Below are 13,893 nucleotides of genomic sequence, written 5' to 3'. Positions count from 1 at the left end.
AAGACCTGAGGTTAACGAACACCTTGCGCCGGGAACCCGTCGCCGACGCAGAAGTGTTTATTGTACCTTTTTTAATGATGCGGATCGCTTAAAAAGCAAGAGTGCGGATCAGTGCGAGGTGACCGGAGAAGTGGCGTGACGGGCCGGTGCAGATTCGGTGGCGTGCACGCTGACAGCCGCGGCGGCCGGACGGGTCTGCCATAGATAGCGAACCGAGGCCAGCCAGCACAGGCCGTAACCCAGCAGTTCGGTGCCCTCTTCGGCCATGTTTTTCACCACGCGGTTGTAATCCCCCAGCATCAGGTGCTGCCACAACGCATGAATACCAAACAGTCGTGAAAAGACCAGCACCACTAAAAAGCCGGAGGCCATCACCGGCCAGCTGCGGTGTTGCAGCAGCCTGGCCAGCGCGTGCAGGGTTTTTTTCGGCGTTCGCAGCGCGACGGCCAGACAACCGGCCGTCACCGCCAGGGCGAACCAGATCCAGCTGCCATGCTGGATGGTATCAAACACAAAGTCGAGCTCACGGATCAGCATACAGCTATAGAAGCCCGCCACTAAGGTCAGCGCGCCGCGCTGAGCCGGACGGCGCTGGGCCGCAATAAAGAACAGGGCGGCAATCACCGCCAGCATGATTTCCTGGGTGGTTTCAGTAAAAGAAGTTTCGTGCAGCGCATCATTCATCCAGGCCACATCAATATAGATGGGCAATATCATCAGAGCGAGAAAGAGTGCTGCCAGTATGAAGACCGTCATTTCACGGCCAATAATTGTCAAATCGTTGCGCATAGTGTTACCAGTATAATGATTAGCGGACTCATTATATTTTAAACGCCCGATTCCCTTTCTCTTTTCATGCCCCGGTCAGAAGCTGGCGCTGAAGCCAAAGGTATAAAGTTGCTGCTCCTGGTTATTCAGCGCTTCGCTTTGTGAAAACGCGGCGAAAGCCGCCAGATTATCGTTCAGAGGCACTTGTGCACCGATGCTCAGATCGATGCCTTCGGACTGATCGGTGCCGTTCGTCGCCTCACGCCGGGGATTCTGCGGCGTGTCTGCCAGCAGATAGTGATAACTCAGCTGCGCCCAGGGCGATATCCATCCCTGCTGTGAATCGATGCGCCAGCCGACGCTGGCGCTCTGCTCACGACTCTGTTGATCGCTGTAGTCACATTGCAGACAGTTCATCTGCTGCGGATCAACGGCATACTGCGCCACCGGCCCGGTGGTAAATGACGGGGCAATGGGCAGGTCAACCCCAGCCCGATAGCGTTTTCCCAGCGGGGTGGTGCCTACGCTGCCGGTTTCACTGTGGACGGCGATGGGTGACGCGGTGGGAGAGTTGATGGCGGCTTCAAACAGGGCGCGGCTCTCATCGCTGAAGGCGAGTGGCGTCAGGGCGATCTTCTCCGCCAGAATCGTATCGTAGTCGGGCAGAAAGTCGGGATGTTGAGGCGCAGAGATGCCGCCGCGCGCAAAAGTCGGTTGCGTTAAGATTAACAGCCATACAGCACAGCAGATCCGCAGACCTTTCCAACCGCTTCTCGGCAACATCGCTTCTCCAGGCAAGGCTGAAGTTATTATCCGGCGTTTAAATTAAATTTCGGCCCGTCTCTGTTATTTAACCGGTGATCGTTTAACTATCAACCGATTAATTCTAAGATCAAGCGGACCGCTAAAATATTCTTGTTATAAAGGAACAAAGCGATGCAACGATGTGGTTGGGTAACGCAGGATCCCCTCTATCTGGCTTATCACGACAGGGAGTGGGGTGTGGCACAGAGAGACAAGCGTGCGCTGTTTGAGATGCTCTGTCTGGAAGGACAGCAGGCGGGGTTATCCTGGATTACCGTGCTGAAAAAGCGCGAAAACTATCGGGTGGCGTTTCACCAGTTTGATCCGCAGGCGATTGCACAGATAGATGCGGCAGAGATCAACACGCTGATGCTCAACAGCGGCATTATCCGCCACGCCGGTAAAATCGCGGCGATTATCGCCAACGCTCGTGCTTATCTCCAGATGGAAGCGCAAGGCGAGGATTTCAGCCACTTCGTCTGGCAATTTGTCGATAACGCGCAAATCGTCCACCATTATCCTGACTATAGTCAGGCTCCCACCACCTCAGAGCAGGCTATTGCGCTCTCGAAGGCGCTAAAGCAGCGTGGTTTCAAATTCATCGGCCCCACAATCTGCTACTCCTTTATGCAGGCCTGCGGGCTGATAAACGATCATCAGAGCAACTGTTTTTGCCATCCTGACAACCAAAAGGCGTAATTCCCGCTAAATCAGGATTTTTCCTCACTACATTCCCGGCCACCAGGCGGCATAATCGTGCCACTTATGGGAAAGGTTTTCCCCTGTGTGTCGAATGTAAGGGAACAAAAATGCAGAAGAAATTAATCGCCATCACCTTGTTATTAAGCGGCAGTCTGGCCCTGCCAGGTTGTACCACCAATCCTTACACCGGCGAATCTCAGGCGGGTAAGTCAGGTGTGGGCGCAGGCCTGGGTGCGTTAGTGGGTGCCGGTGTCGGTGTACTCTCCTCGTCGAAGAAAGATCGCCGTAAAGGTGCGCTGATTGGTGCTGCTGGCGGAGCCGCACTGGGCGGTGGCGTGGGTTACTACATGGATGTGCAGGAAGCGAAACTGCGCGACAAGATGCGCGGAACGGGCGTCAGCGTGACCCGTAATGGCGATAACATCGTCCTGAATATGCCAAACAATGTCACCTTCGACTCCAGCAGCAGCAATCTGAAACCTGCCGGCGCGAACACCCTGACAGGTGTTTCAATGGTGCTGAAAGAGTATCCGAAAACCGCGGTAAACGTAGTGGGTTATACCGACAGCACCGGCACCCGCGCGCTGAACATGCGTCTGTCACAGCAGCGTGCTGAAAGCGTCGCCAGCGCGTTGATCGTGCAGGGTGTTGCCAGCGATCGCCTGCGCACCCAAGGTGCAGGCCCGGATAACCCGGTTGCCAGCAACAGCACCGAAGCAGGCAAAGCGCAAAATCGTCGTGTTGAGATCACGCTCAGCCCGCTGGGATAAACGCGGTCGCCCCCGCCCGGGGGCGCCTTTTTTCTGTAAAGCATCGCGTTAAAAGTATCAGTAATGTTTCTGCGAATAGAGCCAGCAGAGGCTTTATGGTAGTCTGATCAAAAATTGATCAATGGACGCCTTCCCATGTCTCTTAAAGCCATCGCTGCGGTTTTAGGTCTTTCCGTAACGACCGTCAGCCGCGCCCTCAATGGTTATCAGGATGTCGCTCAGGAGACGCGTAAACGCATCGAAGAGGAAGCGCAGCGGCGTGGCTACCGGCCTAATGCGGCGGCCCGGCGTCTGAAAACCGGCCGTGCTAACGCGGTGGGGTTCGTCTACCCGATCGGTGCCTCTCCCCTGAATGGCAGCGACTTCAGCGACATGCTGCTGGCGCTGGAGCATCACCTTGCCCGTTATGACATTAACCTGCTGTTGCTGGCGGATAAGCAGCAAAGTCAGGCGACGCTGACACGCCTGCTGCGCAGTGGCGCCGTTGATGCCCTGATCGTCGGCCACACCACGCCAGAAGACAGTCGGCTTCATGCTCTGCTCCAGACCAATTTTCGTTTTCTGGCGCTGGGCCGCAGCGATCTGCCATCGACCTATGCGTGGTTTGATGTTGATCACCTTGCCGGTTCACAGCTGGCGGTGGGCTGGTCGCTGGCGCAGGGACGGCAGCGGATAGCCTGGCTTGGCAGCAATGAAAACAGTACGCGGGTGCGTGACCGGCGTCAGGGTTATCTGACGGCGCTGGGGGAAGTTACGCCTTACGCGATGGCGGCGGTGGCACCGTCGCGTCGCGCCGGCTATCAGCAAACCCGGGAGTGGCTGGCAGAGGGGCCAGTACCGGAAGTGATCATCACCGACTGCGCTGCGCTGGCTGAAGGCGCGGCTCTGGCGCTGCAACTGGCGGGGCGTGCAGCGGGCGAGGGTGCCATTCTGCTGGCGGGCTGGGAAGGATTGCCGCGAGATGCGATTCTCGATCATCCCATTGTCGCCATTCGCCAGGCGACGCCGCATCAGGCCGGTGAACAGGTGGCTGAAATGGTCATCCGGCTGATTGATGGCGCACCGCCGGAAACGTTACAGACCCTGTGGCAACCCTGGCTGCAATTACCGGCGTAGCGCTTTTTGCGCCGGGCTTTGCTTGTGCTAGTCTCTGCCGGGTTTCTTATTACGCAGGATATCTCATGAAAATCAGGCCGCCTCGCGCCACCATCAGCGATGTTGCTCACGCGGCACGAACCGGTAAAACCAGCGTTTCACGCTATCTCAATGGTGAACTGCATCTGCTCTCTGCCGGTCTGAAAGCGCGGATCGAACAGGCTATTGCTGATCTCAGCTATCGCCCGAGTCAGATGGCGCGCGGCCTGAAGCGCGGACGTACCCGCCTGATCGGGCTGATTATCGCCGATATCACCAATCCCTATTCTGTTGATGTCATGAGCGGTATTGAAGCTGCCTGCCGCGAGCAGGGCTTCACGCTGCTGATGTGTAACACCAATAACGAAGTGGATCTGGAGCAGCACTATCTGCAATTGCTGAGCAGCTATCAGGTTGAGGGCATTGTGGTAAACGCAGTCGGGATGCGCGAAGAGGTGCTGAACCATCTGCAACAATCCCTGCTGCCGATGGTGCTGATTGACCGTAAAATCCCCGATTTTCCCTGCGATGTGGTGGGCCTGAATAACGCCGAGGCAGCTGAAACGGCAACGCGGCATCTGGTCGACAATGGCTATGATGCGCTGCTGTTTCTTAGCGAGCCGCTGGGCAGCGTCAACACGCGCCGTGAGCGCCTGCAGGCCTTCCGCCAGCTACTGGCAGAGCATCCGCAGGTTGAGCATGAGAATACGGAAGTGGCGCTGCATCAGCCCGCCGCGCTGGATCAGGCGCTGCTGGCCTTTCATCAGCGTCACACCGGCAAACGTTGCGCAGTGATGGTCGCCAACGGGGCGCTGACCCTGCAGGTAGCGCGATCGCTACAGCGACTCAATCTGCACTGGGGCCGCGATATCGGCCTGCTCGGTTTTGACGAACTGGAGTGGGCGGCGCTGGCCGGTGTCGGTATCACCACGCTGAAACAGCCCACCTGGCAGATTGGCTACAGTGCGCTGGAACGGCTGATTGCGCGCATCGAAGGCAGCGGATTGCCGGTTGCCGAGCAGGTCTTTTCTGGCGAACTTATCGTTCGCGGCTCCAGCCAGCCTCTTAACTGAATTTCAGATTTAACCTTCCGTTTACGTGCTCGCTTCGTGAGCACGATCATAATTTCACAGTTTGCTGCTTTGCTTTGGAACCGGTTCCATTTAGGGTTTTTGTATTCGTTATGGGCAGAACCCTGCCATGGAGTAGAACATGAAACCTGACATCATCGTGGTGACCGCCGCATATGGCCACGCACAGATCGCCGCTCTCGGCGGTCAGCGTGCGCTGCTGCCGATTATCCAGCAGGCGGGCGCAGACGGGGTCGAAATCCGCCGCGAACTGCTTGATGACGCGGCACTGGCCGATCTGCCGGCACTGGCCCGGGCGGTGGCGCAGCATCAGCTGCACAGCAGCTATTCGGTGCCCGATACGCTGTTTTGTGACGGCGGCGAAATCAATCCCCGTATAACCCACTACGTTGAAGAAGCACGCCAGTTAAACGCTCAGCGGCTGAAAGTGGCGCTGGGAGAGTTCACCGGTCCGCTGCCTCGCGAAGCGTTGCAGGCGCTGCTGGCGGATCTGCCGTTTCAGCTGACGGTAGAAAACGACCAGACTGAGCATGGCCGACTGGCTCCGTCAGTCGCCTTTTTCACGGCGGTCAGGGAAGCGGATCTGCCGATCAGCATGACCTTTGATATGGGTAACTGGTGCTGGACCGGTGAGGATGCCGATCAGGCGGCGCAGCAGCTGGCTGCGCAGGTGGGCTATGTGCATGTCAAAGCCGCCGTGGCGCACCAGGATAGCTACCGCGCGATTGCGCTGGATGAGGCTGATGACCACTGGCGCACACTGCTGCAACAGTTGCCCGCACAGGCACCGCGCGGTATTGAATTTCCGCTGGAAGGCGACGATCTGACTGCGGTGACACGCCACTACGTGTCGCTGCTGCGTAACGTGTAAGGAGTGAAGATGACCACGCATCACACTATGCATCACAACGGTCCGCTTGATGTTGTCACTATCGGTGAAGCGATGGCGATGTTCATCGCCCGTGAAACCGGCGACCTGGCCGCAGCAGAGACCTTTGTTAAACGCGCGGCGGGCGCTGAACTCAATGTGGCGACCGGCCTGGCTCGTCTTGGCCTGAAAGTGGGCTGGGTCAGTCGTATTGGCGATGACGCTTTTGGCCGGTTTATCTGCCAGCAGCTGGAAAAAGAGGGTATCGACCACGCCCGGGTGACGGTCGATAAGCGCTATCCCACCGGTTTTCAGCTCAAGTCCAAAGTCGATGACGGCTCTGATCCACTGGTGGAATATTTTCGTAAAGGCTCGGCGGCCAGCCATCTGTCGGTCGACGATTTTGACGCGGACTATTTTGGTTCGGCGCGACATCTGCACCTGAGCGGTGTGGCAGCGGCGCTGTCAGAGAGTTCGCTGGAGCTGCTGAAGCACACCGCCAAAGAGATGCGTGCGCGCGGTAAAACTATCTCGTTTGATCCTAACCTGCGGCCGGTGCTGTGGCGCAGCGAAGAGGAGATGCGTAAGCAGCTCAATCTGCTGGCGGAGTATGCCGACTGGGTACTGCCGGGCGAAAAAGAGGGGCTGATTCTGACCGGCTATCGTCAGCCAGAAGCGATCGCGGATTTCTATCTCGATAAGGGCGTGAAAGCGGTCGTGATTAAAACCGGTTGTGACGGTGCCTGGTATAAAACGGCGCAGGGCGAGCAGGGCCAGGTTGAGGCGATAAAAGTCGACAACGTGGTGGATACCGTAGGCGCCGGAGACGGCTTTGCCGTTGGCGTCATCAGCGCCCTGCTGGAAGGTCAGTCGCTGCCGCAGGCGATTCGTCGCGGCAACAAAATTGGTTCGATGGCGATTCAGGTCATTGGTGACAGCGAAGGTCTGCCGACGCGTCAGCAACTGGGCGACGTGTAGTTCGCGCCCCTCTACAGTCACAGGAGTTCCCGATGAAAAAGCAGACAATCGCGCCAAAACGCTGGTGGTTCATCATGCCCATCGTGTTTATCACCTACAGCCTGGCGTATCTCGATCGTGCAAATTTTAGCTTCGCTTCTGCTGCCGGGATTAATGACGATCTCGGCATCACTAAAGGCATGTCCTCGCTGCTGGGTGCGCTGTTCTTCCTGGGTTACTTCTTTTTCCAGATCCCGGGTGCAATTTACGCCGAACGCCGCAGCGTCAAGAAACTGATCTTCTGGTGCCTGATCCTGTGGGGCGGCTGTGCCTCACTGACCGGCGTGGTCAGCAACATTCCGATGCTGGCGGCCATTCGCTTTATTCTGGGCGTGGTGGAAGCCGCGGTGATGCCCGCGATGCTGATCTACATCAGCAACTGGTTTACCAGGTCGGAACGTTCGCGCGCCAACACCTTCCTGATCCTGGGTAATCCGGTCACGGTGTTGTGGATGTCGGTCGTGTCAGGCTATCTGATCGAATCGTTTGGCTGGCGTGAGATGTTTATCTTCGAAGGGATTCCGGCGGTGGTCTGGGCGATCGCATGGTGGTTCCTGGTGCAGGATAAGCCGGCGCAGGCTCGCTGGATGAGCGATGCCGAGAAAGCGGCATTGCAGGCTGAACTGCAGAAAGAGCAGGAAAATATTAAAGCGGTGCGCAACTACAGCGAAGCGTTCCGCAACCGCAACGTGATCATTCTCTGCCTGCAATATTTTGCCTGGAGCATCGGCGTCTATGGCTTTGTGCTGTGGCTGCCGTCGATTCTGCGTAACGGCACGCAGATGGGTATGGTAGAGGCGGGCTGGCTCTCTGCGGTGCCTTATCTGGCGGCGACCATTGCGATGGTGGTGGTCTCCTGGGCGTCGGATAAAACCCAGAACCGTAAGCTGTTCGTCTGGCCGCTGCTGCTGGTGGGCGCGCTGGCGTTCCTGGGCTCTTATCTGGTGGGATCGAACAATTTCTGGATGTCCTACACCCTGTTAGTGATTGCCGGTGCCGCGATGTATGCGCCTTACGGGCCGTTCTTCGCCATTATTCCTGAGATGCTGCCACGCAATGTCGCCGGTGGCGCAATGGCGCTGATTAACAGTATGGGTGCGCTGGGGTCGTTTATCGGTTCATGGATTGTCGGCTATCTTAATGGAGCCACCGGCAGCCCGTCCGCGTCCTACATCTTTATGGGATCGGCCCTGCTGGTTTCGGTGTGGCTGACGCTGATTGTGAAACCGGCGCAGAACAAAGCGCCGCCGCTGCAGGGTGCAAAACCCGCCTGAAAGCGTAAACGTTAGCCTCTATTTCTCCGGGCGGCCTGCAAGCCGCCCGCTACTTATTGACCGGGAGCCACCGAATGAAACCCGCTGTAATTCTCTATAAAAAACTGCCCGACGATCTTTATGCTCGCCTGGCTGAACAGTGTGACGTGACGGAAATCAGCGATCTCTCGCCGGAAAGCCAGCAGGAACATGCTGCGGCGTTTCAGCAGGCAGAAGGTCTGCTGGGATCGGGCGGTAAAGTGAATGGCGAGCTGCTGGCGAAGATGCCCAATCTGCGCGTCTGCTCCAGCGTCTCTGTAGGCTATGACAATTTTGATGTGGATGCGCTGAATCAGCGTCACGTGGTGCTGATGCACACGCCGACCGTGCTGACCGAAACCGTGGCGGACACCATGATGGCGCTGGTACTGAGCACCGCGCGTCGGGTGCCGGAACTGGATGCCTGGGTCAAAGCGGGCAACTGGCAGAAGAGCATCGGTCCGGCACAGTTCGGCATCGACGTGCACCATAAAACGCTGGGTATTCTCGGCATGGGACGTATCGGGATGGCGCTGGCGCAGCGCGCCCACTTTGGCTTCGGTATGAAAATCCTCTACAACGCCCGCCGCGAGCATGAAGAGGCGCAGTCGCGCTTTGGCGCACAGCGCTGTGAGCTGGAGGCGCTGCTGAAGCAGAGTGATTTCGTCTGCATCAGTTTGCCGCTGACCGAAGAGACGCACCATCTGATCGGTGCCGCCGAGCTTGAACTGATGAAGCCGGATGCGGTGCTGATCAACGCCGGTCGCGGGCCGGTGGTGGATGAGAATGCGCTGATCGCCGCGTTGCAGGCGGGCAAACTGCATGCCGCCGGGCTGGATGTGTTTGAGCAGGAGCCGGTCTCTGCCGACTCTCCGCTGCTGTCGCTGCCCAATGTGGTGACGCTGCCGCATATCGGTTCTGCCACCCACGAAACCCGCTACGGCATGATGCAGGATGCGGTAGAAAATCTCCTCGCTGCACTCGGCGGAAGCGTCGAGAAAAACTGCGTGAACCCGCAGGCGCTGAAGTAATCCCCTCGCCTTTCCATTGCGCCCGCCCATGGCGGGCGTTATGGTGGACCCCCGATTCGCTATCACAAATATTTAACCGCTATGTCTTTTTCTCAGTTCGGCGACAAATTTACCCAACATTCCGGCATCTCACGTCTGATGGAAGATATGGGCGCGGGCCTGCGAACGCCCGGCACCATCATGCTGGGCGGCGGTAATCCGGCGCAGATCCCGGCCATGAACGACTACTTTCAGCAACTGCTGCAGCAGATGCATGAGGAAGGCAAACTCAGCGAGGCGCTGTGCAATTACGATGGCCCGCGCGGTAAAGCGACGCTGCTGGCGTCGCTGGCCGGGCTGCTGAGCGATCAGCTTGGCTGGCCCATCACCGCACAGAACATTGCGCTGACTAACGGCAGCCAGAGCGCCTTCTTCTATCTGTTCAATCTGTTCGCCGGTCGTCGGGCCGATGGCAGCAAAAAGCGGGTGCTGTTCCCGCTGGCGCCTGAGTATCTGGGCTATGCGGATGCCGGCCTGGAAGAGGGGCTGTTTGTGTCGGCGAAGCCGAACATTGAGCTGCTGCCGGAAGGCCAGTTTAAATATCATGTCGATTTTGAGCATCTGCCGATGAATGAAGAGGTCGGGCTGATCTGCGTATCGCGCCCGACCAACCCCACCGGCAACGTGATCACCGATGATGAACTGATGCAGCTCGATGCGCTGGCACAGCAGCATGACGTGCCGCTGCTGATCGACAATGCCTATGGCGTGCCGTTCCCCGGCATCATCTTCAGCGAGGTGCGCCCGCTGTGGAACCCCAACATCATTCTCTGCATGAGTCTGTCGAAGCTCGGCCTGCCGGGTGCGCGTTGCGGCATCATTATCGCTGACGAGAAGACCATCACCGCGCTGAGCAATATGAACGGCATCATCAGTCTGGCGCCCGGCAGTATCGGTCCGGCCATTGCCAATGAGATGATCCGTCGCGGCGATCTGTTGCGGCTCTCCGAAAAGGTGATTAAGCCGTTCTATCAGCAGAAGGTGCAGCAGACCATTGCGATCCTGCGGCGCTATCTGCCGGAAGACCGCTGCCTGATCCACAAGCCGGAAGGGGCGATTTTCCTCTGGCTCTGGTTCCGCGATCTGCCGATCACCACCGAATTGCTTTATCAGCGGCTGAAAGCGCGCGGCGTGCTAATGGTGCCGGGCCACTTCTTCTTCCCGGGACTGGAACAGTCGTGGCCGCACACCCATCAATGTATGCGGATGAATTACGTGCCGGATGCAGAGAATATTGAGCGGGCGGTGCAGATTCTGGCGGAAGAGGTTGAGAACGCCTGGCGCGACAGCTAATCCTGCGAATCGGTTAACGACAGCTGGCACCACTGTGCCAGCTGCTGAATCGCCTGTTCCACCTCTGCATTCCAGCCAAAACCGGCATTCAGCCGGAAACAGTGATCGTAGCGCTGGTCGGTGGCAAAAATGTGGCCCGGCGCAATGCCGATGCCCGCGTTGCGCGCTTTCAGAAACAGCTCGCGCACGTTCAGCGCCTGTCGGGGCATCTCAACCCACAGCACATAGCCTCCTTCCGGATCGGACACCCGGGTCCCCGCCGGAAATTCCCGCAGCACTGACTGACGCATTTCACGGATTTGTCGTGCCAGCTCACGCCGCAGCTTACGCAGGTGAGCATCATAGCCGCCGCTGCGCAGCAGCTCCGCCACCGCCGCCTGCGACAGCACCGAGGTGCCCATGGTTGAGGTATATTTCAGTGAGGCGATTTTGCGCATGTAGTTGACGCTGTGAACCCAGCCGATACGAATGCCTGGCGCCACGGTTTTAGAGAAGCCGCTGCAGAGAATGGCGTTGGGGCTGAAGGCGCGCATCGGGAAAGGGCGGCGTTCACCAAAGGCAGTATCGCCAAAAATATCATCCTCAATAATCACCACGTCGTTTTCATCCGCCTGCCGCGCAATATAGGCCTTATGCTCGTTGGGAATGCTTTTTCCCAGCGGATTGTTGACGTTGCACAGGGTGAGAAAGACCCGCACCGCCTTGCGCTGAAACAGCCCGGTGAGCTTCGCGACATCGACATACCCTTCCGGCCCGGCTTCCACTTCAATCACCCGTAAATTGAGGTTATGCAGCATCTGCAGCAGCACGAAATAGCAGGGTGATTCCACGGCGACCACATCGCCCGGCTGGGTCGTGGCGCGCAGCGACAGCGAGATCGCCTCAATGCAGCCGTTGGTGATCAGAATATCGTCAGCGCTGATATTGCAGCCGTAACCCACTGCCCGGCGGGCAATCTCTGTTTTCAGCGGCGCATAGCCGGTGCCCTTCACCGTATTCCCGAGCAGGGCCGGTTTGCTGTAGCCCATCTGACGCATCAGCAGGCCGATGCGCTTGACCGGATAGAGTGCGCTGTCACCGTTGGCCAGATCGAGACGCACCCGGCAGTCTGAGCCAAGCATCGCCAGATGGAGTTCTGTCTGCTCATCAAGCGGCGCAATGGCGCGCGGCTGTTCACTGACGGCGGGCAGCTGACGGGAAGAGGGCCGCTGCGGGGCAACAAAAAAGCCCGATTTGGGGCGGGCAACGGCGTAGCGCTCATCTTCCAGCGTGCGCAGTGTCTTCAGGGCGGTGGTAAGGCTGACATTGTACTGCGTCGCCAGCGTGCGCACCGACGGCAGACGGCTGTCAGGTGCCAGCGAACCGGCATGAATGGCCTGCTTGATCTGTTCTGCGATCTGGCGGTAACGACTGCTCTGACTCTCCTGTTCCCCGATAATATCGGCCATCTGTTCCACCCCATATCGCGCTGATCTGTGCATATTCAACAGAGTACATTCAAAGTACTTTAGGCTGCATCTCTTAATTATTCATAACGCTAAACGGCCCGGCAACCCCGTCAGCCCCGGGCTTCAGACCATAAAGTGATTCTGTTCACCTGAGGAAAACGTGAGAAATGAATAATCTGCCCGCCATGATGAAGGAGATGGAAGCGTATCTGTCACCCGCCATCATTGAGTCTGCTCAGCGCTGCTCTCTTCGCCTGCTGGCAGCGTTGCCGGATCAGCAGCTGCTGGAGAATAACCGTGTGCTGCTCGCCTATGGCGGGGGAAAAGATAGCAGCTACATGGTGGCTTACGTGCGTTACATTCAGGGACTGATCTGGCAGCAGCAGGGCAGCACCTTTCATCTGCGGATCAGCACCAATCGCCATGCGGCGATGAATCAGAGCGTAATGGAGAATATCCACCGCGTTTATCAGTCGCTGGCGATGCATGACGATGAGCGGGTGGAGTGTCTGGTGGTGGATGGCCTGCTGATCCGGCCGTTTGACCGCGACCTGCCGATGCCGGAGAGCGTGCGGCAGCAGAACCGCAATGACGTGCTGATGAATGGCCACCGGTTTCGCGCCGACGCGCGCTCGACCTTCTGCAACGCCTGTAATCTCAGCATGGTGAACTCCTTTGGCCTGGCGGCAGACTACAACGGTGGCGTGGATCTGATTGTTACCGGCGACTCGCCACAGGAGCAGGCCGCCTATGTCGCCTGGGCGCGGCACCTCTCACGGCTATTTGATGCGCCAGTGGCGGACAAAACCCGGGGCTTCAGCGGGTTTCTGCAGACGCTGGATGGTGTGGCAGAGCGCTACTTCAGCGATGTTTATGGCGCCGATCAGCTGACGCCTGCGCACCGCATCACCCACCAGCTGGCGCGCAATCCACTGTTCTTCAACATCTATCAGGACACCGCCTATGAAGCGGGCGCGCACTGGGCACTGCTCAGCGAATTTATGCGCTTCCGTTTTGATGCGCTGATGTTCAGCTTCTCCGAATCCGACTGCGGTAATCCGACGCTGATGGCACACCTGCGCGGATTGCGGGCAGAAACGCTGCTGCAGCGCCACTATGCCGAAGGGATCCGCGAATATGTGCGCTTTGCGCTGGGACTGATGGTGAAGAAAGATTTTCCGCCCGCGCTAATCGATGAGATGGCGGCACGCTATCAGGATGACGCCGCGATCCAGCGGCAGCGGCAGCGCGCGGCAGACTTCGCCATACAGGCGTTTGACCTCAGCGAAGATCAGCTGATCTGCATGATCTACTCCCCGTTCCTGGCGCAGGGAGAGCAGCTCGGACACTGGCTGATGCAGCAGCAGATTACGCTGGATGAGGCGGCCATCCGCGATCTGCTTGAGCAACGCAGTGAAGATCGCGCGCTGGCACAGCAGTTAACCCGGCTCTCCGGCATGACGCTGACGCAGATGCGGCACTGCTGGCAGAGCAAGCCGGTCAGTTCGCTGCTGGAGGGCAAAAGCGCCGATCCGCTATCGCGCGTGCTGCGTTTTGATCCCCACAAAGCGGTGATTCAGGTCAATAACGGTGTACTGAATGACATCGTGACAGAAATCATTTCCGGGCGTTAACC

The 13,893-nt window shown here is 58.1% G+C and carries 13 protein-coding genes; 10 read left to right on the top strand and 3 right to left on the bottom strand.

What is annotated here, in order from left to right:
• Positions 1-108: 108 nt before the first annotated feature.
• Positions 109-789 carry a hypothetical protein gene (locus OK409_RS14175; RefSeq protein WP_033785865.1) on the bottom strand — a complete coding sequence of 227 codons (681 nt, stop codon included), beginning with the start codon at positions 787-789 and terminating at the stop codon, positions 109-111.
• 75 nt (positions 790-864) lie between these two features.
• Positions 865-1,551, bottom strand: a complete 687-nt coding sequence (locus tag OK409_RS14170; protein ID WP_010258902.1) for an autotransporter — start codon at positions 1,549-1,551, stop codon at positions 865-867.
• A 153-nt stretch (positions 1,552-1,704) separates the two neighbouring features.
• Here OK409_RS14170 and OK409_RS14165 point away from each other — a divergent pair, with 153 nt between their 5' ends.
• From OK409_RS14165 to OK409_RS14125, 9 genes are all read left to right on the top strand, one after another.
• Positions 1,705-2,271, top strand: a complete 567-nt coding sequence (locus OK409_RS14165) for a DNA-3-methyladenine glycosylase I (protein WP_264367171.1) — start codon at positions 1,705-1,707, stop codon at positions 2,269-2,271.
• Between the two features lie 110 nt (positions 2,272-2,381).
• Positions 2,382-3,044 carry an OmpA family lipoprotein gene (locus OK409_RS14160; protein WP_010258904.1) on the top strand — a complete coding sequence of 221 codons (663 nt, stop codon included), beginning with the start codon at positions 2,382-2,384 and terminating at the stop codon, positions 3,042-3,044.
• A 135-nt stretch (positions 3,045-3,179) separates the two neighbouring features.
• The gene (locus OK409_RS14155; RefSeq protein WP_061703506.1) at positions 3,180-4,160 is read left to right on the top strand and encodes a LacI family DNA-binding transcriptional regulator; all 981 of its coding nucleotides are present in this window, start codon (positions 3,180-3,182) and stop codon (positions 4,158-4,160) included.
• Positions 4,161-4,225: 65 nt separating this feature from the next.
• On the top strand, positions 4,226-5,251 hold the full coding sequence (locus OK409_RS14150; protein ID WP_061703507.1) for a LacI family DNA-binding transcriptional regulator: 1,026 nt from the start codon (positions 4,226-4,228) through the stop codon (positions 5,249-5,251).
• Positions 5,252-5,390: 139 nt separating this feature from the next.
• On the top strand, positions 5,391-6,140 hold the full coding sequence (locus OK409_RS14145) for a sugar phosphate isomerase/epimerase (RefSeq protein WP_264367170.1): 750 nt from the start codon (positions 5,391-5,393) through the stop codon (positions 6,138-6,140).
• 9 nt (positions 6,141-6,149) lie between these two features.
• Positions 6,150-7,115 carry a sugar kinase gene (locus OK409_RS14140; RefSeq protein ID WP_010671602.1) on the top strand — a complete coding sequence of 322 codons (966 nt, stop codon included), beginning with the start codon at positions 6,150-6,152 and terminating at the stop codon, positions 7,113-7,115.
• A gap of 32 nt (positions 7,116-7,147) precedes the next feature.
• Positions 7,148-8,428: an MFS transporter gene (locus tag OK409_RS14135; protein WP_022624800.1), complete on the top strand. Its 1,281-nt coding sequence runs from the start codon at positions 7,148-7,150 to the stop codon at positions 8,426-8,428.
• 74 nt (positions 8,429-8,502) lie between these two features.
• Positions 8,503-9,477 carry a glyoxylate/hydroxypyruvate reductase GhrB gene (gene ghrB / locus OK409_RS14130; protein WP_010258910.1) on the top strand — a complete coding sequence of 325 codons (975 nt, stop codon included), beginning with the start codon at positions 8,503-8,505 and terminating at the stop codon, positions 9,475-9,477.
• A gap of 81 nt (positions 9,478-9,558) precedes the next feature.
• On the top strand, positions 9,559-10,809 hold the full coding sequence (locus tag OK409_RS14125; RefSeq protein ID WP_264367169.1) for a valine--pyruvate transaminase: 1,251 nt from the start codon (positions 9,559-9,561) through the stop codon (positions 10,807-10,809).
• Here OK409_RS14125 and OK409_RS14120 read toward each other — a convergent pair.
• Positions 10,806-12,257, bottom strand: a complete 1,452-nt coding sequence (locus OK409_RS14120; protein WP_010671605.1) for a PLP-dependent aminotransferase family protein — start codon at positions 12,255-12,257, stop codon at positions 10,806-10,808. The two genes, OK409_RS14125 and OK409_RS14120, sit on opposite strands and share 4 nt — an antisense overlap.
• A gap of 167 nt (positions 12,258-12,424) precedes the next feature.
• Here OK409_RS14120 and OK409_RS14115 point away from each other — a divergent pair, with 167 nt between their 5' ends.
• Positions 12,425-13,891: a hypothetical protein gene (locus OK409_RS14115; RefSeq protein WP_033768423.1), complete on the top strand. Its 1,467-nt coding sequence runs from the start codon at positions 12,425-12,427 to the stop codon at positions 13,889-13,891.
• Positions 13,892-13,893 lie beyond the last annotated feature (2 nt).

It is taken from the genome of Pantoea sp. RG18, assembly GCF_025910075.1.
Taxonomy (GTDB): Bacteria; Pseudomonadota; Gammaproteobacteria; order Enterobacterales; family Enterobacteriaceae; genus Pantoea; species Pantoea agglomerans.
Note: the sequence above shows the minus strand (reverse complement) of the source record. Positions and strands in the feature narration are given on the sequence as shown.